24 protein-coding genes are annotated in these 24,897 nt (G+C 48.0%); 11 read left to right on the top strand and 13 right to left on the bottom strand.

Features of this window, described 5'->3' with window-relative positions:
• Positions 1–139: 139 nt before the first annotated feature.
• Entirely contained in the window at positions 140–934 is a 795-nt protein-coding gene (locus ABC765_RS05810) for an alpha/beta hydrolase (protein ID WP_347979902.1), read from the bottom strand.
• 156 nt (positions 935–1,090) lie between these two features.
• Between ABC765_RS05810 and ABC765_RS05805 the strand changes: the two genes are divergently transcribed.
• From ABC765_RS05805 to ABC765_RS05795, 3 genes are all read left to right on the top strand, one after another.
• Positions 1,091–1,969, top strand: coding sequence for a YitT family protein (locus ABC765_RS05805; RefSeq protein ID WP_347980932.1), 879 nt, complete (start codon positions 1,091–1,093; stop codon positions 1,967–1,969).
• A 90-nt stretch (positions 1,970–2,059) separates the two neighbouring features.
• Positions 2,060–3,013, top strand: a complete 954-nt coding sequence (locus tag ABC765_RS05800) for an aldo/keto reductase (protein WP_347979901.1) — start codon at positions 2,060–2,062, stop codon at positions 3,011–3,013.
• Positions 3,014–3,025: 12 nt separating this feature from the next.
• Positions 3,026–4,981 (top strand): translation factor GTPase family protein, encoded by a 1,956-nt coding sequence (locus tag ABC765_RS05795; RefSeq protein ID WP_347979900.1) that lies wholly within the window; start codon positions 3,026–3,028, stop codon positions 4,979–4,981.
• A 70-nt stretch (positions 4,982–5,051) separates the two neighbouring features.
• Here ABC765_RS05795 and ABC765_RS05790 read toward each other — a convergent pair whose 3' ends face one another.
• The 5 genes from ABC765_RS05790 to ABC765_RS05770 form a co-directional block, all read right to left on the bottom strand.
• Positions 5,052–5,321, bottom strand: a complete 270-nt coding sequence (locus ABC765_RS05790; RefSeq protein WP_347953239.1) for a Txe/YoeB family addiction module toxin — start codon at positions 5,319–5,321, stop codon at positions 5,052–5,054.
• On the bottom strand, positions 5,314–5,595 hold the full coding sequence (locus ABC765_RS05785) for a type II toxin-antitoxin system Phd/YefM family antitoxin (protein ID WP_128513202.1): 282 nt from the start codon (positions 5,593–5,595) through the stop codon (positions 5,314–5,316). The genes ABC765_RS05790 and ABC765_RS05785 overlap by 8 nt, the downstream gene beginning before the upstream one ends.
• 256 nt (positions 5,596–5,851) lie before the next feature.
• Positions 5,852–6,730, bottom strand: coding sequence for a proline iminopeptidase (pepI, locus tag ABC765_RS05780; RefSeq protein ID WP_347979899.1), 879 nt, complete (start codon positions 6,728–6,730; stop codon positions 5,852–5,854).
• Positions 6,731–6,825: 95 nt separating this feature from the next.
• Positions 6,826–7,344 carry a GNAT family N-acetyltransferase gene (locus tag ABC765_RS05775; protein WP_347979898.1) on the bottom strand — a complete coding sequence of 173 codons (519 nt, stop codon included), beginning with the start codon at positions 7,342–7,344 and terminating at the stop codon, positions 6,826–6,828.
• Between the two features lie 312 nt (positions 7,345–7,656).
• A complete protein-coding gene (locus tag ABC765_RS05770) occupies positions 7,657–8,169 on the bottom strand; it encodes a hypothetical protein (RefSeq protein WP_347979897.1) in 513 nt (170 codons plus the stop codon).
• Between the two features lie 105 nt (positions 8,170–8,274).
• On the opposite strand from ABC765_RS05770, the gene ABC765_RS05765 reads away from it, so the two are divergent.
• Positions 8,275–9,195, top strand: coding sequence for a linear amide C-N hydrolase (locus ABC765_RS05765; protein WP_347979896.1), 921 nt, complete (start codon positions 8,275–8,277; stop codon positions 9,193–9,195).
• A 55-nt stretch (positions 9,196–9,250) separates the two neighbouring features.
• Here the strand turns inward: ABC765_RS05765 and ABC765_RS05760 are convergent, their stop codons facing one another.
• Positions 9,251–9,754 (bottom strand): hypothetical protein, encoded by a 504-nt coding sequence (locus ABC765_RS05760; RefSeq protein ID WP_347953234.1) that lies wholly within the window; start codon positions 9,752–9,754, stop codon positions 9,251–9,253.
• A gap of 681 nt (positions 9,755–10,435) precedes the next feature.
• On the opposite strand from ABC765_RS05760, the gene ABC765_RS05755 reads away from it, so the two are divergent.
• Positions 10,436–12,445 (top strand): sodium:proton antiporter, encoded by a 2,010-nt coding sequence (locus ABC765_RS05755; protein WP_347979895.1) that lies wholly within the window; start codon positions 10,436–10,438, stop codon positions 12,443–12,445.
• 328 nt (positions 12,446–12,773) lie between these two features.
• Here the strand turns inward: ABC765_RS05755 and ABC765_RS05750 are convergent, their stop codons facing one another.
• From ABC765_RS05750 to ABC765_RS05725, 6 genes are all read right to left on the bottom strand, one after another.
• Positions 12,774–14,705, bottom strand: a complete 1,932-nt coding sequence (locus ABC765_RS05750) for a hypothetical protein (RefSeq protein WP_347979894.1) — start codon at positions 14,703–14,705, stop codon at positions 12,774–12,776.
• 16 nt (positions 14,706–14,721) lie between these two features.
• A complete protein-coding gene (locus ABC765_RS05745; protein ID WP_347979893.1) occupies positions 14,722–15,663 on the bottom strand; it encodes a glycosyltransferase family 2 protein in 942 nt (313 codons plus the stop codon).
• Positions 15,660–16,298, bottom strand: a complete 639-nt coding sequence (locus ABC765_RS05740) for a phosphatase PAP2 family protein (protein WP_347979892.1) — start codon at positions 16,296–16,298, stop codon at positions 15,660–15,662. Before ABC765_RS05740 ends, ABC765_RS05745 begins: the two co-directional genes overlap by 4 nt.
• A complete protein-coding gene (locus ABC765_RS05735) occupies positions 16,291–16,923 on the bottom strand; it encodes a VTT domain-containing protein (RefSeq protein ID WP_347979891.1) in 633 nt (210 codons plus the stop codon). Before ABC765_RS05735 ends, ABC765_RS05740 begins: the two co-directional genes overlap by 8 nt.
• A gap of 237 nt (positions 16,924–17,160) precedes the next feature.
• Positions 17,161–18,528 (bottom strand): HAMP domain-containing sensor histidine kinase, encoded by a 1,368-nt coding sequence (locus ABC765_RS05730; RefSeq protein ID WP_347979890.1) that lies wholly within the window; start codon positions 18,526–18,528, stop codon positions 17,161–17,163.
• A gap of 11 nt (positions 18,529–18,539) precedes the next feature.
• Positions 18,540–19,244, bottom strand: a complete 705-nt coding sequence (locus ABC765_RS05725; protein ID WP_347979889.1) for a response regulator transcription factor — start codon at positions 19,242–19,244, stop codon at positions 18,540–18,542.
• 339 nt (positions 19,245–19,583) lie between these two features.
• On the opposite strand from ABC765_RS05725, the gene ABC765_RS05720 reads away from it, so the two are divergent.
• From ABC765_RS05720 to ABC765_RS05695, 6 genes are all read left to right on the top strand, one after another.
• Positions 19,584–20,981, top strand: coding sequence for an amino acid permease (locus ABC765_RS05720; RefSeq protein ID WP_347979888.1), 1,398 nt, complete (start codon positions 19,584–19,586; stop codon positions 20,979–20,981).
• A 348-nt stretch (positions 20,982–21,329) separates the two neighbouring features.
• Positions 21,330–21,869 carry a hypothetical protein gene (locus tag ABC765_RS05715; RefSeq protein WP_347979887.1) on the top strand — a complete coding sequence of 180 codons (540 nt, stop codon included), beginning with the start codon at positions 21,330–21,332 and terminating at the stop codon, positions 21,867–21,869.
• Between the two features lie 17 nt (positions 21,870–21,886).
• The gene (locus ABC765_RS05710; protein ID WP_033935496.1) at positions 21,887–22,090 is read left to right on the top strand and encodes a hypothetical protein; all 204 of its coding nucleotides are present in this window, start codon (positions 21,887–21,889) and stop codon (positions 22,088–22,090) included.
• Positions 22,091–22,303: 213 nt separating this feature from the next.
• Positions 22,304–22,768 (top strand): MerR family transcriptional regulator, encoded by a 465-nt coding sequence (locus ABC765_RS05705; protein WP_347979886.1) that lies wholly within the window; start codon positions 22,304–22,306, stop codon positions 22,766–22,768.
• Positions 22,765–23,634: an aldo/keto reductase gene (locus ABC765_RS05700; RefSeq protein WP_179944434.1), complete on the top strand. Its 870-nt coding sequence runs from the start codon at positions 22,765–22,767 to the stop codon at positions 23,632–23,634. Before ABC765_RS05705 ends, ABC765_RS05700 begins: the two co-directional genes overlap by 4 nt.
• A complete protein-coding gene (locus ABC765_RS05695; RefSeq protein WP_347979885.1) occupies positions 23,634–24,377 on the top strand; it encodes a carboxymuconolactone decarboxylase family protein in 744 nt (247 codons plus the stop codon). The genes ABC765_RS05700 and ABC765_RS05695 overlap by 1 nt, the downstream gene beginning before the upstream one ends.
• The last annotated feature ends 520 nt before the right edge of the window (positions 24,378–24,897 follow it).

Below are 24,897 nucleotides of genomic sequence, written 5' to 3'. Positions count from 1 at the left end.
TTCAGGCAGTCGTTAAAAATTACTGAGGTTAGATCCGGCACCGCTTTTGTAATCCGGGCGACCGTTGATCAAGCATGGCCGTGAGCATCAAAAAAACGCTGAATCAATTCTCTCAAGGATAGATGATTCAGCGTTTTAATTATTTCCATAAAAACTTGATTACGGCAGTCTGTACTTGCGGGTTGCGCGTCAGCTGATCATGACCTGCACGCGTGCCCTTGACTTCTTGTTCTTGATAACTCTTGGCGCGTGGCATTACCAAATATTTCAGCGCACGTGATGAGCGATTGGCAATTGTTCCATCCGAATGATTGCCTTGATTGCCGTAGATGTTTAAGACGGCGCTTGACTTGGGGTAGGTCTTTTTTAAGCCAAGCAGCTCATGATAAAGCATGTTCATATGATAGGGGCGGCCGTTTTTCATCAGCTTTGAATCGGCGTTTGGCTGAATATGCGTGCCATTAAAAGGACCAGCAATGGCAACCTGTTTGGCAAGGCTTGGCAGCTGACTTTCATCGGCATATCTCGTCAGACAGTTCAGCAGGCCCATATTGCCAGTACCAATTCCCACCAGGTTCATGGTCTTAAAATGCCACTTAGCCCGTGCTTGTTTGATAACTTGATATGACCATTGCGCAGTTTTAGAATAGCTGCCTTCATGCTTGGCAAACTCGACTTCGATTACGGGCGCCGTTTCCTTTGTCAATTTTCCGCTCAGCCTGACCTTTCCTTGCGCACTGACCTTGGCATGCAAAACGCTTAGCTTCACGCCATCTTTTTGCGCGGCTGTAATTAATGGCGTCTCGTCACGCTGACTGCCGGTTCGATCATGAAAGATAAACGTTGCTGAATTCGTAGCCGCACGTGCTGGAATCGTCAGCATCATCATTCCCAGTATGATTCCTAAAAGCAGGCTCCATTTCTTTTTCTGCATCCCACTGCCTCCCAATTTAATTGACTTCTATTATATCGTTAAACGGCGTGATTTGACTAAACAACCGGTTTGCATCTAGAATTTAGTTATTTAATCAGCTGCCTGGCATGGGAAGCTGAATTGATCGAACATGACTTAAGAAAGGCGGGTGATGCAATGCTCAAGCAGGCATCAACAAATAAAGTAAGGCTGTTGGATCTGCTGATGATCACGATCGGCTGCGGCATTTATGCATTGGGATTCGTTAAGATCAACATTGCCAATCGATTAGCGGAAGGCGGGGTTACCGGGATTTCTTTGATTATCTATCACCTGTTTCATGTTGATCCTTCCATTTCGACACTTTGCATCAACATTCCGCTGATTATTATCGGGTATCGGCTGTTGGGACGGCGCGCTTTGATCTATACCGTCTATGGCACGATCTGGCTTTCAGTGTGGATCTGGATTTGGCAGCGCGTCCCATTCACTCTGGATATTCAGCATGACCTGTTCCTTTCTGGGGTCTTGGCTGGTCTGATCGGCGGCTTTGGCTCAGGAATCGTCTACCGTTTTGATGGTACGACGGGCGGGTCGGATGTCGTCGCGCGGATGTTTGAAAGGCATCGCGGCGTTCCAATGGGGCGTTCGCTTTTAATCTGTGACGCGATCGTTTTAACGGCATCGCTTTCCTATATCGATATTCGTAAAATGATGTACACGCTGTTAGCATCCTATGTCTTTTCCAAGGTGGTTAACTTTACGCAGGCCGGTTCCTATCCTGCACAAGGCTTTATCATCATCTCGACACAAGCTGAGGAAATCAGCAATCAGATCATGTGGCAGCTGGAACGGGGCGTCACGCTGCTGAAAAGCGAAGGCGCCTATTCGCATCAGCCAGGGCAAGCCGTCTATTGCGTAGTGGCCTCTGAAGAAGTCGTGACCTTGAAACGCTTGATCAATGACATCGATCCGCATGCCTTTATTACTACGTTTGACATCGCCAGTGTGGAAGGCGAGGGCTTTACTTATAATCTGCCAGATCAGTCGCATTGACCGCATTCTCCTAGAACCAGCATGAGTTTTAGGAGATTTTTTTATTTTGGGTTATACTGATTTTAATAAAAACAAAGAAGGCGTTTATCAATGCAGACGATTAAAATTGGCGCGACAAGCTGGGAAGTGTCAAACGTTGCCTTAGGAATTATGCGAATGGGGACACTGCCCGCTGCTGAGGCCGTTAAGACGCTCCAGGCCGCTCATGAAGCCGGCATCAACTTTATCGATTCGGCTGACATCTATGGTCGTGATCCCAAGCTTGGCCGCGGCTCATCCGAGATTCATTTCGGTCAGGCACTCAAACAAAGCGGGCTGCACCGGGATGATTTTTATATTCAATCCAAGGGCGGGCTGTTTGCTGATGAAACGGGCCGCATTACCCGCTATGATTCTTCTAAAAAGCATCTGCTGACTGCCGTGGATGGCATCTTAAAACGAATGGGCATTGACTATCTGGATTCGTTCTTGATTCATCGTCCCGACCCGTTGATGGATCCTGGCGAGGTTGCCGCGGCTTTTGATGAGCTGCAAAAAGCCGGTAAAGTGCGGCACTTTGGCGTTTCCAACTTCAACCCGCAACAGATTGAACTGCTGCAGCAGGCCTGCTCCCAGCGGCTTTTGATCGATCAGCTGCAGTTTTCGATCATGCATACGGGGATGATTGATTTTGGTCTGCATACCAACATGACCGATCCGGCCTCGCTCAATCATGATGGGGGAGTGTTGGAGTACGCGCGGTGCAGGCAAATGACGATTCAAACCTGGTCGCCGTTTCAATATGGTACGTTTGCGGGAACCTTTATCGATAATGAGAAGTTCCCTGAATTAAACGCGGTGTTAAAGCAGCTTGCCGATAAGTATCAAGTCTCTAAAAATGCCATCGCGGTCGCTTGGATTCTCAAACATCCCGCTAACATGCAGGTGCTTTTGGGGACGATGAATCCGCGGCATCTGATTGACAGTGCATTGGGCAGCGATATAACCTTGACCAACCAGGAATGGTACGATATCTATCTGGCAGCTGGCAACTCACTGCCATAAAGGAGAATTGAATTGAGCAAACAGATTACGATTGGCATGATCGCACATGTCGATGCCGGTAAAACAACACTTTCAGAGGCGCTGCTTTATCAGACGGGAATCATTCGCCGCCTGGGACGCGTTGACAATGGGGATGTATTCCTGGATTCTGATCAGCTTGAAAAAAAGCGCGGCATTACGATTTTTTCGCATCAGGCCAAGCTTGAGTATGACAATATGACCGTCACGCTGCTGGATACCCCTGGCCACGTTGACTTTGCCGCTCAGACTGAACAGGCGCTGCGGGTTTTAGACTATGCGGTTTTGGTAATTTCGGCAACCGATGGCGTGAAAGGATATACCAGAACGCTTTGGCAGCTGCTGACTGAAAACCGCGTCCCGACTTTTATCTTTATCAACAAAATGGATGCTGATACGGCTGATGGTCAGGCTGTCCTTAGTCAGCTGCAGACTGAGCTGGCGCCAGGCTGTTTTGCGTTGACGGATTTTAATGGCAATCTTAAAGCATTTGATCATGAAGAACTGGCTATGCAAGATGATGCCGCGCTTTTAGAGTATCTGGATCAAGGACAGCTTTCAGATGAGCGGATTCGGCAGATGATTCAACACCGACAGCTTTTTCCCTGCTGCTTTGGCTCAGCATTAAAGCTGCAGGGGATTGATGCCTTGCTGGCTTCACTTGCTCAATGGACGCAGCCCCGTGAATTTTCCAGCGAGTTTGCGGCTCGTGTGTTTAAGGTCTCACATGATGAACGGGGCGAGCGCTTAACCTGGGTACGGGTGATGGGCGGCAGTCTCAAGGCAAAGACCGCGATTTTACCGGATCAAAAAGCCAATCAGCTGCGGGTATACAATGGCAGTAAGTTTACCATTGTCAATCAGGTTGCATCAGGCGCTACCTGTGCCATTGCCGGACCGACGACAACCTATCCGGGGCAAGGACTGGGGAAGCTTAAAGACGATACGCAGACGCTTATGCAGCCCGTGTTGAGCTATGCGGTTGACCCGAAAGAAAATGACGTTCACCAATGCTTAAAGGCCATGCAGACACTGGCTGACGAAGATCCACTGCTGCACGTGGTCTGGGATGAGCAGCTGCAGGAGATTCGCGTTCAGATCATGGGGAACGTACAGCTCGAGATTATGCAGCAGCTGCTTCTAGAACGATTCGATATAGATGTCGACTTCATTAAGGGCGGCATTTTGTATCGCGAGACCATCACCGCGCCAATCGAGGGAGTCGGCCACTTTGAGCCATTGCGGCACTATGCCGAAGCCCATCTCTTGCTGGAACCGGCCAAGCGGGGAGCAGGGATGCGCTATGCCAGCCAATGCAGTGTCGATGTGCTGAATAAAAACTGGCAGCATCAGATTATTACCAGTCTGGAGCAGGCCAGTCCCAAAGGCGTTTTGATTGGCGCTCCGCTGACTGATGTCAAGGTGACGCTGGTTGGCGGCCGCGCGCACGTTAAACATACTGAGGGCGGGGACTTCCGTCAAGCTGCCAGTCGCGCGCTGCGGCAGGGACTAATGACTCTAAAAGCTCGGCAGCAGTGTCAGCTTTTGGAGCCGTGGTATCGTTTCCGCCTAATAGTTCCAAGTACTCAGGTTGGTCGCGCGCTTAACGATCTGCAGCGAATGCATGGCGAGGTTGACCCGCTTGGTGATCAGACGACTGACAGCGTTTTGCTGACCGGTCTGGCGCCAGTTGCCCAAATGAGCGACTATGCCACGGTGCTGCGCGGCTATACGCATGGTCAGGGGCAGCTGGAGTGTCTGCCGGCTGGCTATCGACCATGTCATAATGCCGACGAGATTATTCAGCAGGCGGACTATCTGCCGACTGCCGATCTGGCCAATACGCCGGATTCGGTTTTCTGCGCGCATGGTGCCGGCTATCCAGTCAAATGGGATCAGGTTCCGCAAGCCATGCATTGTGACTATTACTGCGACTTTATGCATGCATGAACGCAATCACACCATTGATTGGATCTGTTATCTTAAAAAGGCCTCAGCAAGTTCGCTGGGGCCTTTCTGCTTATTTATGATAGTGATACTTTAGTTGGATGATTTGAATAGCCGTCTCAGTTACCGCGTATACCATGCGATGCTCGTCATTAATTTTTTTAGACCAAAATCCTTGCAGGTCATGTTGTAAAGGCTCTGGCTTTCCCAATCCGGAAAAGGGATGCCTAATTGTATCACTGATCAGCTTGTCAATACGTTTAACCATTGATCGATTGACCTTTTTCCATTCCAAATATTCTTCCCAAGCATCGGCTGTAAAAACAATATTCAGCTTATTCATGACTGTTTAAGCTCTCAAATTCTTCTGGCGTTAAAAAATGTTCCTGCTTGCCGAGCTGTTCAATCGAATGCTTTAAAGCATCCCTGTTCGCCTCGCTTTTTAGCAGATAGTTGGTTTCTTGCCAAGAGTTGTACTCTTTTTCAGAAATCATTACAACATTCTTATTTTCGGGTCTTGCAACCAAAACCGTATCACCATATTCAACTATATCATCAGCATACTTCTTGAAATTTTTCCGCAATTCTCGTGTCGTTACAGCTTCAATCACGATCATTCACCACCTTGGTTTGTTGGTTTAATTATAACATTTGTGTACACAAAATAGTACACTTTTAATAATCATCATAGTTTTCAGCAATCACTGCAGCTAGTCCGTCAATGCCTTTGCGCAGTAGTGTTATGGTGTGCTTACGGATGAACGACAGCCACTGATAAATAAAAAGCTCTCTGCCGGGGCCATTTGTCTGGGCAGGGAGCTTTGTCATCTTTGCAACGTACCATCATGCGGCAGTCTGACTGCTTGTGCTGGTCTAATCGTGCTGATCCAGCCAATCCTGCAGTACTGCTTGATATTCCAAAGGCTTTTCGACAAACGACATATGCCGCGTGCCGTCAAACAAATGCCATTGCGAATTGGGCAGGGCATCGGCCATCGTCTTGGCAACCAGGGGCGTGCAAAGGTCGTTGGTCCCACTGGTGATCAGCGTTGGCACGTATAGACCGCGCAGCTTGTCGGTATAGTCATATTCCTTGAGATTGCCGGTCGGCGTAAACTCATTGGGTCCCCAGGCCGTTTGATAGGCCAGTTCGCCAACGTTTTTCTCGCGCCACAGATATTCAGGAGCATTCTCATCAGGTGCTGCTGCCGCGTGCAGTTCCATAAACCGGGCATTGACCCGCTGATAGGCATCGCCGGTGAAATCATTGGCTGCTTCAGCTTGAGCAATGACTTCCTGATCCTCCTTGCTCATAAAGCTGATCAGACGGTGCTGTTCTTGACCCCATAATTGGGCATTAGAAAGGGTGCTTGAAAGAATCAGGCTCTTAATTCCAGCCGGCATTTCATCACAAAGATACATGATTGCCAGCATACCGCCCCAAGACTGGCCCAATAGATGGATCTGATCCAGATGCAGCCGTTCCCGCAGATTCTTTAGTTCCCGCAGCCAGGTCGCAGCCTGATAGACCCGGGGATGATCGGGCATTGAGGAAAGGCCGCAGCCAATCTGGTCGTACATGATCAATTGCCGCTGATCACGCTCCGCCAGCTCATCCAAAGCCTCAAAGTAGTTGTGTGTCGAGCCCGGCCCGCCATGCAGCAGCAGTAAAGGTGCCTTATCGCTGGGCTTGCCAACGATCCGATAATAAGTTCGGTAAGGGCCAAAAGGGATAAAGCCGTCTTTAATCATTAAGATCACTCCTCAAAAACGAATTGACTGCTTTTATTCTAAGGTTCATTTTGTCCAGTGACAAGCCGCAGTTAAAGATTGAAATAGCTGAAATGCTAACCAAGGGGATGCGGTTGGCTGGGCAAAAGCTTGGTCATGTTGTACCAGACTTCGCCGGCATGCGCTGACGCCGCGATGCCTTGATTGACATAGCCGTTTTTCTCATAAAATGGCACGCGATCCAGTAAACAGGTCAGCGCGATGTGATGCCGCTGATTTTGAATTGCCTGTTTTTCAATGGCCTGCAGCAGACTGGAGCCAATCCCTTGACCACGATAATCAGGATCAACGGCAATCGTTTGAATCATCTGGTTGCCGCCAGGCTGAGCGCGATTTTGCACGTTAGCTTCATACATCCAGTCTTCAATATATTTAAAACGCGCATCAACGACAGGACCGACGATAAAGCCAACGAGCTGATCGGCGTCGCGTGCTACCAGAAACGTATCGGCAAGCTGATTGATCCGCGCTTGATACTGAGCAGCAGTTCCAGCTTCGGCCTCGTTAAAGCCAAGTCGTTCAATGCGCAGGATGGCTGGCAGGTCTTGGGGATCAACGGCAGTAATTTTAATCATGGCAAACTCCTTGGATAGATCATGTTAGATATAGATAAATATAGACATCCTGAACGATTTTAAAACACAAACGCATTAAAACTAAAATTTTAATGCTACTTTCAAAAATTAGGGAAAGCGGCTCTGCTTAATTTGGATGCTAAAATGCCCGCCAAGTTTTTAGCAGCTTGACGAGCATTTTTATGCTAATCATCGGTTTCGGTGCTGATCACCTTTTCATTGACGGCATTGATTTTGACTTCGGTTTTTTGGCGGTCTCAATCCAGTTGCCGAGCATAATATTTAAATTTAATTATACAAACATCCAACTGGTTATGGCAGCCATTTTTCGATGATTTCGTCATTATTGAACTCTTTATTCTGACCATTAAAGACCAGCCAGTCGTTTTTCAGTTTCATACGCACCAGCTGTCTTAAAATCCGTGTTTCAGAATATGGCAGCGTTTCACGGTTGCTTTCATTGAGCAGACGCAACAGCCGGTCAATTTCAAAAAAGATGCGCAGATCCAGCGACTTTTCGCCTTTGTCCAGTTCTGCGAAGCGATCCAATTCGTGGCGCAGCTTTTCAAAAGATGGCTGCAGTGAATCATCGGTACTAAAACAGCGATGCTCATAAAACGCCAGAATCTTTAAGTTCATGCGGTTGCGGATCTTTTCCAGGTCAGCTGCCGTCCAGCGCGGATTGTCGATTGCCTCAAATAATGCCTTGCGCCAGGCCGATTCACCATGAAAGGCAATGCGATGCGTGTTGCGGACGATCTGCCAACTAACCGTAATCGCGACCAGAGCAATCAAAATACTCAAGATCTGCAGTAGAATTCCCATTTTCTTTCAGCTCCTTTAAATTTATTATAGCCGGTTATGAAACTAGTGATCCGTTTAAATTAATGCTAGAATTGCGGTGAAGTTTAAGAAAAAGGCGTTGATAGCATGTGTACGGCAATCAGTTTTACAACCAGGCAGCAGCATCGCTTTGTCGGGCGCACGATGGACTTTCCGACCCGCTCTACGCCATGGCAGCTGGGATATCTGCCAATCGATTATCAATGGCAGAGTCTGCCGGAATGTGACTCATTTGCCAACGACTACGCAATCTTAGGCGGGATGCGCAAAATCAATCACCACTATCTGATTGGCGATGGCTTGAATTCGGCGGGCTTATGGGCAGCTGAGCTATATTTTCCCGGTCCGCAGGTTTATTATGACCATCCCCAAAGCCAGCGTCTTAATCTGTCGCCACAGGACTTGATCGGCTGGCTGCTGGGCATGCACGCATCAGTTGCCGAAATCGCTGCAGAATTGGATTCAGTAGCACTAAATGGCGTAATCTGGCACGATCATGACATCGTCCATCCATTTCATTGGCTTTTAAGCGATGCCACTGGTACCTATCTGATCGAGCCCACCCAGCTTGATTTAAAGATTCAGCCCATCCAGCTGGGTGTCTTAACCAACAGTCCCTGCTATGCAAAACAGCATCAAAAACTGACTGACTATCTGGGAATCGATCAAGCGGCCAGCGATGCCGAGATAATCATGGCGATTCGCGGCTCCAAGACTCCCCCACCCTTAAAAAGAACGCCCACTTCACGTTTTATCAATGCCTCGCTCAATCTTTGGCAGACATCCCCTATTGAAGATCAGGACGCTATCAAGCAAGGAGACAAGCTTTTAAAACAAGTCGTGCTCGAGCAATTGGCTGGCCATGAAGTTTATACCCATTATCTAGAGATGGTAGACGTTCAAACCCAGACCAGTTATTTTTATGATCTGACCACAAAGCAAAAATTGAAACAGCGGCTGCCAGATTTAATGGTACGTTTTGATCAGCCGTATCTGTTTGAAAGCTGAATTAAAAAAGCGTCTGGCTGGCTGCCAGGCGCTTTGGTTTTGATTGAATAATGTCTTAAATGCTGTACTGACCCATAATCGCCATCTCATCCAGAACCTCGCCGATCGTGGCCTCATGCAGCTTGGCATATCGGGGTGCTCCCATCAGCCCATCGTCCAGATAGTAGTCGATAATGTTGCGATAGCCTTCCCCCGGCTGTACTAAAGGATTGCGCTCGATCTGAATACGCGATTCACGAGTCAGTGGCGGATACTGCCCGCGATAGTTTTCATCAAAGATTGCCCGATTCAAGTCGTTGATCATCACGTGATAGTTGCAGATCAAACGGTGCTGATTCATTTTGGCCAGGTCTTTTTTATAAACGTGCTTTTCTAAATACTGCAAAGTCTGAGATGCCACTTTTGGGTCCCATTCTCTTACAAAAGACTGGCCTTTGCGTACCTGCTTAATGGCTTTCTTGGTTGCGTTGGTATGCTTACACACTTTTTTGAGTTTCTTTTTCGGCAAGACAACGATGATTGATTCTAAAAGCTGCCAATCTGCTCCGGTAAGTGTCACGTAGATCCCTTCTTTACTTAATTTCAATCATAGTCTTATAAAACTTAAAGTATTATAACATGCTCAAAGTCAAATGGGCTTCAAAATAGTTTAATCAATCTTTGATTACGGTCATCAATGCTTAGTAAGCCGGCTGTTTTCAATAAAAAAGCGCTCGATCAGTATCCAAACCGATGAGCGCTGGCAGCCATTACCTGAACAGCCGCTTGATTAGTTGTTTAACGTGCTTGCTTGGCACGATAATTCGGAATATATACCAGTGAGACATTGGAAGGAGCCTCCTTCCCGCACTAGTCGAGGGTGTCAATCTCGCTTTAGTTGTGCGAAAATATTGTAACACAGCACAAAAGTATGTTACAATTCCATCGTAATTAGGAATATATCGTTGTGCAAGCTGGACCGTCAATCCGGCAAGCCGGCTGGGCGCTCCTTATATAAGGGCGCTCTTTTTTTATGACTTAATGAGAACTTCATTGTAAGACAAGCTGTCGATTTTAGGTGCAGGCTGTTTAAGCCGGGTTGCCGTAAAGGAAAGCTAAATGATTTAATTCAGTTCTGCCAAATAATTTTACATAAGATATAATATCGTCAATAAATTATCGAGATAATAAAGTGCGTGTCAGTATCCGCAGTCTGGTCTGATCAGTTATAATTAAATAAATTAATATTGGGAGGAACCTTATGACCACTGTCTACATTGTTGGTCTGCTATTGATAACCGTTGTGGCAGCCAACATCATTCATCTGCTCTGGCCGGTTTTGCCATTGGCGATTTATCAGATCCTAGCCGGCATCATGCTCAGTATCTTGCCGATTGATACGCATGCCATCGTTTTGGAGCCTGAGATTTTCATGCTGCTGATTATCGCGCCATTAATGTTTAACGATGGCCAAAACGTGTCTTTTCGCCAGCTTTCGCAAAATATTCGGCAGATCCTGTCAATGGCGGTCGGCTTGGCAATTGTCACCGTAATTCTGGTTGGCAGCGGCCTCAAGCTGGCTTTGCCGCAGCATTTCACCTATGCGCTGGCCTTCATGCTGGCGGCGATCATTACGCCAACGGATGCCGTCGCGGTTAAGTCTTTGACGACCAATGTTGAGATGCCGAAAAACGTTAATGAGACTCTGGAATACGAATCGCTGTTCAACGATGCTTCCGGACTGGTCTTGTTCAGTCTGGCTACCGGGACCTTGACTTCTGGGGAATTTTCGCTGGGCCACGGCGTTTTAACCTTTTTATACGTGTTCTTTGGCGGGATTATTTTTGGATCGCTGATGGGCTGGATGCTGATCGCGCTGCGAACGACGCTGATGCGAACCCACGTCGATATCGGCTCCATCGTTATTCCAATCAACGTTATGACTCCATTTGCCGTCTATTGGCTGGCCGAGGAAATGCATCTTTCGGGAATTCTGGCGGTCGTGGCAGCCGGAATCGTGCACAGTATCTTATACGACCAGCTGCGGCTCACTTCTTCGCGCGTGCAGAATGCTACGACGACGCTTTGGAATATCATTGCCAGTCTGCTAAACGGTTTTGTGTTCGTGCTGCTGGGGGTTATGCTGCCAGAAGTCGTCAGCCAGACTTTGACCGCCACGATCTTGAAACTGGCGCTCTTGGCACTGGGTCTTTACCTGGCAATGGGCTTGATTCGCTATCTATGGGCACGCTTCAAATTAGTCGACATGCACTCCACGAATCCGAAACGTGATGGTCTGCTGCTCGCTTTAGGCGGAATTCACGGTACGATTACGCTGGCAATGGCCTTTTCCATCCCCGTGCTAACCGAAAGCGCGCAGCTGGCAACCCGTAATCAGCTGATTCTTTTAGCCGCCATCGTCATTTTGATCAGTCTGACGGTCGGCACACTGGCCTTTCCGCGTCTGCTGCCAGCCAAGACTAAGAACTATACCAACGATGAGTTCCAAGATCAGCTGATTCACACCGTGCAATATGCCATCGATGAACTGAGCCAATCGCCAGAACACAAAAAAGAACAGGCGCTTTTGATTGACCAGCTGAGCAGTCAGATGACGCTGACCTTTAAGATCAATCGCAACGTCTATGATCGGCTTGCCAGTCAGGCGCGCGGCGTTGAAATGCAGACCTTGGCTGAGCTGCGCGAAAATGGCGTCGTCACTGCCAAAGAAGAGCAGGTCTATAACCGCATGATTGGCCGCGATGCCTTAATGCACAGTCAGCATGGCCTGTTTGCCTTTTTAAGAATCTGGCATTACCGGTTTAAGTGGAAACGTTTGAGTCATAAGCTGCATAAGCATCATCCCCAGACATTTGCACAACTCCAGAAAATCCACGACGATAAAACCTTACAGGACAAATCCAAGGCCGTTCGTCAGCAGTACTTTGATCGGTTAGAGTCAATCTTTAACATGACCATGACCGATGTCAACGAGTTTCTCGACGAGGTGCAGACGCCCGACAACGTCCATGAAGTCGCGATGGTTCGCCGCATGTATCTGAATCGGCAGCAGACTTTGGATCGTTTCCATTCACGGGGCGAAATGGACATCAACGTTTTGCGGACATTAGCTATTAAGGCGTTTCAAGATGAGCACAGCTATGTTCAGCAACAGGCTGCCGCTGGGGTAATCTCTAGTGATCTGGCCAATGCATTGAATGAGCACATCTCAAACGATCAATTGGTCTGCATCCAATCGTTTGAAGACTAGTTATCCGTGCGACGTCTCAAATCCTTGTCACATCAGAGTTTTATTAGTTGTACAATAACTAAGATAATGATTAGGTCGTGTGCAGTTGGTGCCTGCTAGCCAACGAGCCGGCCGAGCACTCCTTATCATCGGGGCGCTCTTTTTATTAGCTCACAGTATCATACTGTGGGCTTTTTGTTTGCTTTGGCGTGGGACTGACTTTTGGCCATTCAAAAAACCTCCTATAGATGAGTTTTCTCAAGTATAGAAGGTCCATAACTGTTGAATGAATGATGGTAGATCTGCATTGACTGTAACTGTCGGCGGTCAAAACCAGTCTTTAAGACAGCTAGTCGCATTGATTGCTGACCAGATAAATCAAAGAAGCATCTCTTTGTGCATGACCATTAAAAATCAGCGGCCGGTCTGCCATTTGATAGCGATTCGTTTTTAAGATTGCAATTGGCTGCGGCTTAGGGGTTGGATTGGTAACGGTAACTTGATAAGTACCGACACCTAAGTCTTGGCACAGATGATGCGAATCGCCATGACGCGTTAATTGCCATTTCTGTCTGGTCTGCAGGTTTTGCAGTTCGACATTGAGATCGGTATTGGCATAGGTTTGAACAGAGATCCGGCTGCCGGCTACCAAGAGTCTGATCTGCTGCGAAACGGTCTGGTGTGGTGCCAAAAACGTTGGGCGCGCGTGATACTGCGTGGAAAGCTGTGAGCGCTGGGCAGCTACGATACTGGTATTGCTGCCAGGCAGGCCTTGATTCCATGCCAATAACAGCACCCCGAACAAGACAATCACCGATGCAGCTGGCCGCGGTCGTTTTAGCCATTTCAATTGTACTACGGGAACCGAAGCAGGCTTGGTCAGCATCAGAATCATAAACAGCAGCGGAAAAACCGCCTGTCCATAACGCGGCTCAGCTTCCCAAAGCAAGGCATGAAAGCCAAGATACCCCAGTGCCGTCATTACCAAAAGCATTAAGACGGTCTGCCGATCATCATACCGCTGGGGCCGCCATTTCCATAAGCGCATAATAGTCAGCAGATACAGACAGATTGCTGCCGAACTCATCATCAACACCGCCAGCTCATGCCAATGATCGGCAAATTTTAGATACCAGGCAGGAGCATTTTTGAAGCCGCCATTATACCATTCCGTCATCTGACTGACATCCAGCAAAATGCCATCTTTAATGATGACCTGTCTGCCGATACCAGCTGCCCCCATGTCGGCAAGACGTTTTTTCAGCACTTTTTGATCGACTTTTTGCCGCGCTGTAAGATCTTTTTGCTTGATATTGCGGATAACGTCAGCTGAGCTGTAGGTTCCCTGCGTCCGTTCATTCATCCCCATCGTTACCCAGGCAATCGTTGGGAATTTATAAGCATCGTTTTGCTGAAAATGCGCGGCCCGGTCAATCCCAGCATGAGCAGGTACGCTTAAGACAACGCCCAGAATAATCGCGCCCAGGGCCAGTTTCATCGAGCGCTTTGGCCGCATGAGCAGTACCGTCAGCAAAATCGCTGGCACCAGTACGATCAGATTGGCTTTGATCAGCATCCCCAATCCAGTCAGTCCGCTCAGTAGCAGACCACGGATCCATTTTTGCCGATGACTGAAATTTGACCAAAAGATCAGCTGCCGAAAAATAATCAGTAAAATCAACATATTTGGCAGATCAGTATAGAAAACCTGCAGATAATACGTGTAGGCAAACGGGGTCAGCACAAAGAAAGCTGCCAGACCCAGCACGACTTTTTTACGATGCGTCAATTGCCAAGCCGTCAAAAGCGTTAAATAAATAAAGCCGTCAAGCAGTATCAGCTCTAAAAGATTGACGCCCCAGTTCACTGAAAGACCCAGCCAGTTGGTAATCATCAGCCAGCGTGACAGCAGCCAGGCAATTGGCACGTTTTGCGAATAGCGCCAAAAATAGGTGATGTTCCAGTCATAGTTGCCGCCAGCCATTTGAGCAGCCTGCGCCAGCACCCGAAACGGATCGTGATAAACCGTCACAGGCAAAAAGATTAAAATCAGCAGCTGGGTCAAGACTAAAGCACTCCCCAAAAGGCCAAGCAGGATCTTAAAACGGCGTGCCGAAAGTCTTTCTAAACGCGCCGTCGGTTGGACCAGGATCCCCAATAGTGCCAAAACGGCTGCCACCAATAAGCTCTGGTATTGCCAGTTGGTCGGATTCGGCATTAAGACACAGGCTGCAATGCCAATCATCAGCGCCAGGCATAAGATTCGCTGCCAAACGCGCATTTTTACCCCTCCTACTCTACTTTAAATGCTGATCAACGATGAAGCGTGGTCGATGCTTGACTTCAACCAGCACCTTGCTCAGATACTCGCCAATTACGCCAATGCTCATCAGCTGAACGCCGCCGATAAACCATAGTGACAGCATCAGCGAAGACCATCCCTGCATCGTCTTGCCCAGCAGATGCACGGTCAGCGTAAAGATCCCCATTCCGATTGCCAGCATGCAGGCCAGCATTCCCAGCCAAAAAATCAGCCGCAGCGGAATACTGGTTAAGGACGTGATCCCGTTAAGTGCCAGGCCGACCATCTTTTTAAGCGAATACTTGGTTTTTCCAGCCAGCCGCGGCGTTCGTCGATATTCCACGCGGCCCGTTTGAAAACCCAGCTGCGGTACCAAGCCACGCAAGAACAAACCGCGTTCCGAGTACTTCAGCAGGGCATGCACGGCTCGATTGCTCAAAAGTCTAAAATCAGCACTGTCAGGAATCATAGTGACCCCCATTTTATGCATCAGGCCATAAAAAAGCTCCGCGGTATTGCGCTTAAACCATGAATCCGTCTGCCGGTCTCTGCGAACGCCATAGACGATCTCACAGCCGGCTTGATACTGCTCGATCATTGCCGGAATTTTTTCTGGATCATCCTGCAGATCAGCATCAATCGTAATCATAACGTCCGCATCCCAGACCGCCGTCGTCAGTCCTGCCAAGAGCGCTGCCTGATGACCAAAGTTGCGCGAAAAACGCAAACCGCTGATCGCAGGCTGTTTTTGGTGCAGCTGCTCGATAATTGGCCACGTCTGATCAACGGAGCCGTCATCAACGATCAGAATACCCGAATCCATCGTTATCTGCTGAGATTGCTTAAGCTTATTTTCAATCTGCCATAATCGTTCAATACTGCTTTTCAATACCTCCTGCTCATTATAGGCCGGCACGATAATCATTAGTTTGGTCATGCTTCATTCGCCTCTTTTTGTCGTTTTAATGCCCACTTATTGATCAAAAACTGTCCCGTTGGCCACCAAAATCCAGCCAGCAGCAGACTGCCCAAGATGTCGCTTGGATAGTGCGCACGCAGGTAGACTCGCGATGCCGCTACCAGGCCAATCCAGATGATGCCCAGCAGCCGGATGGTCAGCTTTTGTTCCGCGTCTTTAACGTAGCAGTCGCTCCAACGCCAGATGATCAAAACCGCGATTACTGCCATAAAAACATGACCACTGGGAAAACTGAAGCCATGTTCCGGCAGCAGCGGTTGCGTTGGCCGAGCTCGTTGAAAAAGCATTTTAAAGCCCAACAGCAGACCAGCGCCGCCAAATTGAGCCAGACCAAACAAAATGGCCTGCGTTCTAAACTCCCGCCAGGTCAAGGCAGCAGCCAGGACCGCTACCAATAGGCTGACTGCCGGGCTGCCAAGATTAGCAATGGCTTCAAAGATCGTAGTATTGGCCCAGGTTACTCTTGGCATCACGTTTGCGCCAGTAGTATCAAACCAGCTGATCCACGCAGCCTGCAGCTTAATACAGATGCCCAGAAAGCCGAACAGTGCTAGACTGAGCCAGGCCCACCCCATATTCTGCTTTTTAATCATTGTTGGCTGCCTCCCGTCGATCCTTGATGAGCGTAAAGACAATCGGCAATAGCGAAATCAAGATAATCGCCACGATAATCAGATCAAAGTGGCTTCTGACAATGGCCAGGCCGCCGAAGAACCAGCCAGCGCCAAGGGCAATCGTCGTCCAGGCAAGTCCGCCCAGCACGTTATAAAAGATGAACATACGATATGGCATTGAGCCCATCCCCGCCGTAAACGGAATAATCGTCCGAATAATTGGGATGAACCGTCCCCAAAAGATTGCCAGGTTACCATGCCGAGCAAAGAATTCCTCGGTTTTTTCACGATGTTTCGGCTTGATGAGTCCTGGATGCCGCCGCGTTAAATACTCGCCAAATCGCGTCCCAATCGAGAAATTAATCGTATCGCCCAAGATTGCGGCAATTACGACCAGGATCAGCAGGTACCAGATGTTTAGTGGATGCGAACTCATCGCGGCGATCGATCCGCATAAAAACAGCAGCGAGTCGCCGGGCAGAAATGGCGTCACCACCAAACCGGTTTCCGCTAAGATAATTAAAAACAGACCACCATATACCATCCAGCCGTTATTAGCCAACAGCTGCGTAATAATCTGACTTAAGTGATCAAGACTAAGCATTAGATCAACTTCCTCTCGTTTTTTTATTATCATACGAGAAGCTGGCTGGGCTTGATACAGAGTTAAAATGAGGCTTTTCTGAAGAATCTTCAGAATTGCATCCAATAAAAAAGATCGCAGCTGGGTTTGTCCTCGAAGCTTACGATCCATTAGGCTGGTCTAATAGGCTGGTCTAATAGGCTGGTCTAAGTTTAATTGTTTTGATGAACTGCCGCGTTTTCAACAGTCGCTTAACATCTAGTCTGCTGAAGCTTTTTTTGGCGTCTGCAAAAGCCGCAGCTCAAAGACGGCGCCATGGGGCTGATGATTGTGTACCGTGAGTTTTCCTTGAATCAATTGCGAAAGCTGAGCTGCAATTGCCAGCCCCAAACCAGTCCCGGGAATCTGGCTGCGCACCTCGGCACTGCGATAGAATCGCTCAAAAACATGCGGCAAGTCCTGAGGCAAAATCCCGGGTCCTTCATCAATGACGCGACAGACGATCTGATTTGACTGCTGTTCAACCGTAACCTGAATCGGCTGGTCAGCTGGTGAGTATTTAGCGGCATTGGCAATCAGATTATGGATGATCTGGGCAACGGCATCCTGATTGGCAATTGCCCAGCAGTCTGGCTCTATCCGCGATTTTAGCGGCTGTGCGATTTTAGGCTGCATCTGTTCAACCAGTTTGGCAACGGTCTGGCTGACGCTGATTTTTGACAGTGTCAAACTGGAAACGTCCGCCCGGGTCAGTTTCAACAACGAATCCACCAAATCCTGCATCTGACGCGATTCACTGTCGATATAGCGAATCGATTTGGGGATGATCTCGGGGTGTTCTTGACCATGCCGCTCCAACAGCTGCACGTGGCTGCGAATGGCCGCGATTGGCGTTCTTAGTTCATGTGCTGCATTCATAATAAACAGCTGCTGCTCGGCTTGATGATTATAAAGCTTTTTAAGCAGCTGGTTGAAGTTTTGTGTCAAGCTCACGATCTCAGCCGGCTGCTTAGGAACCGCCAGCTGCCAGCCATCATCATCCCCACGCTCTCTGGCGGCCTGAACGCCTTGCGTAAGCTCGGTCAAGGGATGCGTCAGTCGTTTTGCCAGGCGCTTGACGTACAGCGGACTCAACGCCATGATTAGAATCATTGCAGCCAGCGTTACCCAGATGATGCGGATAAGAATCGTGGTCTGCTCGTACATGCGGTGCCATAAAACGTAGCGAATGCCATTTTTGGTCGTGACGGTTCGGTATAAAATTCCAAACCGCTCACTATACCAAAATGATTTAAAAAGGTGACGTGGCGGCTTGTTTGCCAGCTTTTTGGCATTTTCGGTATAAAAACGCTGCGGCTTGGCATGACGAAGATTATCAACCTCTAAGAAATAGACATTTTCAGTATCCAGATTGCTGTTCATTCGCCAATGCTGCCAGTCAAACTCGGAATCAATCTCGGTCTTGACCAGTTTTCTGGCAATTCGCTGACTGTTGATCACCACGCGCTCATAAAGCTGATGACCGCTTGCGCCGATAATCACGATTTCAAAGCCCAGCGTAATAAAAACGATCAATTTCCAGACGGCACGCTGCAAAATATCGGCACTGGTCGGAATCTTTTTCATCCTTTATCCCCCTATCCTGCATCCAGGCTGGCCGAAAGCATATAGCCGGTTCCGCGAATGGTATGAATGAGCCGGGGCAGTTTGGGATTGCCATCAATCTTATGTCGCAGCTGGCGAATGTAGACGTCGACGATATTGGGCTGGCCGATAAAATCAACGCCCCAGACCTGATTCAACAAATCATCTCTTGAACAGGCCTGATCGCGATTCTTGGCCAATGCCAGCAGCAGTGCGTACTCACGCGGCGTCAATGACAATAGGCGCGTTCCTCGCTGCACCCGTTTTGTATCGTCATCAATCATCAGGTCGCCAATCTGATAGGTCGAGCTGGCCGCGCTTGGCTTGGCGGACTGGCCGTGTCTTAAGGCAACCTCAATTCGTGCCAGCAGTTCTTCGATTTCAAATGGCTTGGTAATATAGTCATCGGCCCCGCCAGTCAGCCCTGCTACCTTATCGCCAATGTAAGACCGCGCCGTCAGCATGATGATCGGTACTTGGCTTTCGCGGCGAATGTGACGCAGTACTGAAAAGCCATCGATTTTAGGCAGCATCCAGTCCAAAATGATCAGGTCGATCTGCGTTTGATACTGAGCAAAACAATCCAGCGCCTGTTTGCCATCGCGGGCTAAAATTACCTGCATTCCGGAGAATTCCAATTCGGTTTTTAATGAATCGGCCAAGCCGGGTTCATCTTCAACCAGTAAGACGGTTGTCATGTTTCATTACCTCATTTAACAAAAATAATCCATCTTAATTTTATCCTTAATAACTGGTTTTCAACAACTAATCTTTCAAGCCGCGAAATCACGTGAAGTTTTTACTCATCCTTGATTCAGCATCCCTAAGCTTAATTTCCTATTTCTTTAAAAAATTTAGTTGCAAACGATGCCAAGTTCATTTTGTTTAATTATTGACATTAAATTTTATGAACATTTTCTAATTGATTTTTAATTTAACGGGCACTAGTATTGATAGCAAGATTATTAATGAATTTGAAAAAGAGATCGAATAATAATCGGCTTTTATCGTTTACCAAACTAAAGGTGGTTGATAATATGGATCTGTTTCGTAAAGAAAGCCTAGCCAGCTACATGAAGACTGACGGCCAAATGCCCAAGACCATGAATGCCAGAGATTTAATGGCAATGGGCATCGGCGCTGTCATCGGCAGTGGGATCTTCATCCTGCCGGGGACGGTTGCGGCCAATGATGCCGGTCCGGGCGTGACGCTTTCCTTTTTGGCCGCCGCGGTAGTATGCGGCTTGGCCGGGATGTGTTATGCCGAGTTCTCATCAGCCATTCCGGTAGCCGGCAGCGCCTATTCATACGGCAACATCATCTATGGCGAGTTCATCGGCTGGATCATGGGCTGGGCACTGGTTTTGGAATACCTGTTGGCGGTTGCCTGCGTCTCGACTGGCTGGGCGGCCTACTTCAACTCGCTGCTGGCCAGCTGCGGCGTCAACATTCCCAAGGTGCTGTCTGGTCCGTTTAATCCCGCTGGCGGCACCTATATTAACCTGACGGCGATTCTAAGCGTGCTTTTGATCACTTGGCTGCTTTCATACGGGATGCATGAATCGGTTCGCGTCAACAACATCGCCATTGCGGTTAAGCTTTTAATTATCGTTGCGTTTATTGCGATTGGCATCTTCTTTGTCAAAAAGGCCAACTACCATCCCTTCCTGCCGTATGGGGCGCACGGTGCGTTTGAGGGCGCAACGACCGTCTTCTTCGCCTTCTTAGGGTTTGACTGTATCTCGAGTTCCGCGGCTGAAGTCAAGCATCCCCAAAAGAACATGCCGATCGGAATCATTGGTACGCTGCTGATCGCTACGGTGCTGTACATGGGGGTATCGTTGGTCTTGACTGGTATGGTCAACTACAAGCATTTGGACGTTGCCAACCCAGTTGCGTTTGCTCTGCAGTCCGTCCACCAAGGCTGGCTGGCATCCCTGCTTTCAATCGGAGCGCTGATCGGCATGGCTACCTGCATGTTTACCGCGATCTACGCCTCATCTCGGCTGATCTACTCGCTTAGTCGCGACGGCCTTTTGCCAACCTCGCTGCACCAGCTGGACAAAAAGTCGCACACGCCAAAAGTTGCTTTATGGGCCGTTGCCATTGTAATTGCCATTATGGGTGGCTTTGTATCTTTAGACAGTCTTACCAGCCTGGTTAACATCGGCACGCTGCTGGCCTTTACGATGGTTTCGTTTGGGATCATCCCATTGCGCAAGCGTGATGACATTCTTAACGAAGGCGGCTTCAAGGTTCCTCTGTATCCGGTTCTGCCATTGCTGTCCGGGTTTGCCTGCCTGTTTATGATGTCATTTCTGTCAAAAGAGACCTGGATTGGAGCCGGCATCTGGTTTGCAATCGGCATGGTGCTCTACTTTGGCTACGGCTATCGTCACAGCAACATCAACGATTCAGTTATCCCTCAATCCTGATCCTTGCGGCGCCGAAAAGCCGGCAGAATTTAAAATACTGCCAATCATATTTAGCTTAAAAACGAACAATGCTAAAAATACAGGATGCGACCAGATTGGCCAGCATCCCTTTTTTATAATTTTTATTATTAAAATCAAATGAAGAATATACGATTTAAGTTAGAATTCGTGAGGCTGGGTTGACATCGCAAACAATCCGACTAATATGGCATATATTAAAGATTTTATAAAACTTATATGGAACAAATACATTGGATGATTTGGAGACTTAAACTATCCAATGGCTGCTGGTTAAATAATCTTTAATCTTTGCGGTTATTTTGGGGAATTGAGAGGCGTATTTTAAAAATGAATCGTGAAATCAAGCAGATGCTAAAATTCAGCATCAGCATTGTTTTGATTGAACTAGTCTTCGTTAATCTAGGAGGGATCGTTAATCAACCGCCTGCTGAACTGAAAACCAGTTATGCCAGCTGGCGCGTCCATACCAATCGATTGCGGGCCATCCAAATTGACCAATCCTCAGAAAAAGGTGCCTATCCCAAACTTAGCGGTCAGCATCTTACTATGGCCGCCTTTCCTAAACAAAACAAAATTTACATTCTAAGCAGCAAAAAGGTTGTTTATATTCTCAACGCCAGAATCAACCTTGCTGCTGGACAGCATCAGCTTTTGGTTGGCGATCTTAGAGGTCCATCGATCTTTCATTACGATACTGATGGCAATGACATTAAATCCATCAATTGGCTAAGCGTTGGCCAGAATGCCGACATTGAGGCGGAACCCAAGCTGGGCAATCATGTTGACGATACGATTCAAGTCTCCAAAAAAGACGCGACCTGGCTCTACAATAATCTGCCCAAAGACGTCCAGCTGACAATTTATTGATTGAGGGAGTGATTGATTTGAAAGAACTGAAACAACTGGTTAAGCGGCATAACTGGCTCAAGCATTTCGGTGTCTGCAACCTTCTAATGTTTTTATTTTTGGTACTTTATAATTTCACGACTTATTTGGTTCCTTTGATTCACTTAAGTTTGCCAGCAATTTTAGTTACGATGATTCTGGCTGACGTTTTGTGTATTACTGGCCAAGTTATCGCTGAATAGCTGCAATACTCCCACTTTTTACAATCAGCAAGCAACACCAAACATCAATTCAACAGTCTCAGCCTGGTAATTTCCAGCTGGGGCTTTTATTTTGTCGTCTGCCTGCCACGCTTAAAAAAAACTGCAGAAAATATTATTATAACCATTGACTTAAAGTTAACTTTAAGGTTTAGCATAAAGACATCAGCTGATGAAATGAAAGGAGAATGGAAAATGTCATACACCATCTCTCAGGTTGCTCAGATGATGGGCGTTACCCCTTCCACGCTTCGCTACTACGATAAGGAAGGGTTGCTGCCCAATGTTAAGCGCGTCAATGGCATCCGTGTTTTTGAAGATACCGATTTCCCCTGGCTGCGCATTCTAAACTGCCTAAAGGGTACCGGAATGCCGCTTCGCCAGATCAAAAAATATGTTGACCTGTGCGCGGACGGCGATGCAACGCTGGAACAACGCTATGCCATTATTAAAGAGCAGCGTCAGCACGTCCTTGATCAGATTGAGCAGCTCAACTTCTATCTCAAGGAACTCGACTATAAAGACTGGTACTACCAAGAAGCAATCAAGGCCGGTACCGAAAAAGCCGTCTATCATCCCGACAGCATCTCTAATTTAACTCTGGACCAGATTCCAGGAATGAACTATCAAACAAAAACACCAAGGAGTGATCTTAAATGACGATTCTTAATGAAGACTACCAGCTAAACAATGGCGTCAAGATTCCCAAACTTGCTTTAGGCACCTGGCTTTTAGATGACGATGCGGCTGAAAAAGCAGTGACCGCGGCTCTGCAGCTGGGCTATCGCCATATTGACACTGCTGAAGCCTACGAAAACGAAAAAGGCGTTGGCCGCGGCATTCAGCAGTCTGGCAAGGCTCGCGATGAGATCTTTGTAACTACTAAGCTGGCCGCCGAGCTCAAAGACTACGAGTCAGCTGCTCAGGCAATTGATGAGTCGCTGCAGAAACTGGGACTGGATTACATTGACCTGATGATCATTCACAGCCCGCAGCCTTGGAAAGAAGTCAATCAATCCACTGACCGTCATGAAGCCGGCAACCTGGCCGCTTACCAGGCATTAGAGGACGCTTACCATGCCGGCAAGCTGCGCGCGATTGGCGTTTCCAACTTCAACCAGCACGATCTGCAGAACATTCTGGATCACGCAACGGTTCGCCCAGCCGTCAATCAGGTTCTGGCCCACGTCACGAACACGCCATTTGAACTGATCGACTTTTGTCAGCAGAACGATATTTTGGTCGAGGCCTACTCACCAGTTGCGCACGGCGCCGTTTTAGCAAATCCGGTCTTAAATGAGCTGGCTGACAAATATGGCGTTTCAGTAGCTCAGCTGTGCATCCGCTATGATCTGCAGCTTGGTCTTCTGCCGCTGCCTAAGACGGCCAACCCCGACCATATGAAGCAGAATGCTGATGTTGACTTTGTTATTGGGGCTGATGATCTGGAAACGATGAAGCATCTGGAACACATCAAAGATTATGGGAAAGATGGCTTTTTCCCGGTTTATGGAGGTAAAATCTAATGAAACAAACTGCAGGACACGATGCACTGGGCGAGTTTGCCCCAGAATTTGCTCATTTAAACGATGATGTGCTGTTTGGCGAGGTCTGGTCACGTGAAGACAAACTGTCGCTAAAGCTGCGCAGTATTGCCACGATCAGCGCACTGATTGGTAAAGGCATTACTGACAATTCGCTGCATTATCATCTGGCGACGGCTCGTAAAAATGGCGTCACCAAACAAGAAATGGCCGAACTGCTGACTCACCTGGCCTTCTATGCTGGCTGGCCAAATGCCTGGGCCGCCTTCAATCAAGCCAAAGAAGTCTATGCCGAGGACTTAAAGGATCCTGCCAATGCTCACGGCGGGATGTTCGGGCTTGGTCAGCCAAATGACGCCTACGCTCAATACTTTGTCGGCCAGTCATATCTTAACGTCTTGTCAAAGCCAGGCGATCCATTGGCAATCAGCAACGTTACTTTTGAACCAGGCTGCCGCAACAACTGGCACATTCATCGCGCAGCCAGTGGCGGTGGTCAGGTCCTGATCTGCGTTGATGGCGAAGGCTGGTATCAAGAAGAGGGCAAACCGGCGCAAAGTCTGAAGCCTGGCGATGTCGTTGAGATTCCCGCCAACGTCAAGCACTGGCACGGCGCCAAGCAAAACAGCTGGTTCAGTCATCTGGCATTTGGCATTCCAGGTACGGAAACATCCAATGAATGGCTGGAACCAGTTGATGACGAAGTTTACGGAAAACTTGACTGATGATTGGCAAGGCATCTACGCTTAGCCTTAATTATGTTTAGCCGACCCAACTCGTGACCTTACTCATGGGATGGATCGGCTTTATTCGTCTCTGCAAAGCATTATCAAGGGCCGCAGCGTGATTCTTTGCATTCCCGCAACTATGCAAATCAAGGTAATCTGTTTTAGGCTGGTCGTTTGATAATCGCAAAAAGGCGTCATCAGCGTTGATTATGCAAAAAATTCTGTATAATAGCATGTGACGAAAATGCATTACCTACTTTTCGAAAAAAAGCGATGCATAGTAGGTAAAAATCAATGTATATCAAGTTAGGTGGCCCTAACATTACCTACTATTTGATAAAAATCACTCAGTAGTAGGTAATTCACAAAGTTGGTCCAACCCAATCAGTCTCAAAATATGCAATTTTACCTACGATTCGGCAAAAAGCTTCCCAAAGTAGGTAAATCTCGGAAAATCGAATATGCAGCTACCTACTATTGGCCAAAAAGCAAGCAATAGTAGGTAATCGCTTGGCCA

Origin of the sequence: Limosilactobacillus sp. WILCCON 0051 (assembly GCF_039955095.1) — a bacterium.
GTDB lineage: Bacteria > Bacillota > Bacilli > Lactobacillales > Lactobacillaceae > Limosilactobacillus > Limosilactobacillus allomucosae.
The sequence above is the reverse complement of the archived record's forward strand: the minus strand, read 5'-3'. Positions and strand labels throughout refer to the sequence as shown.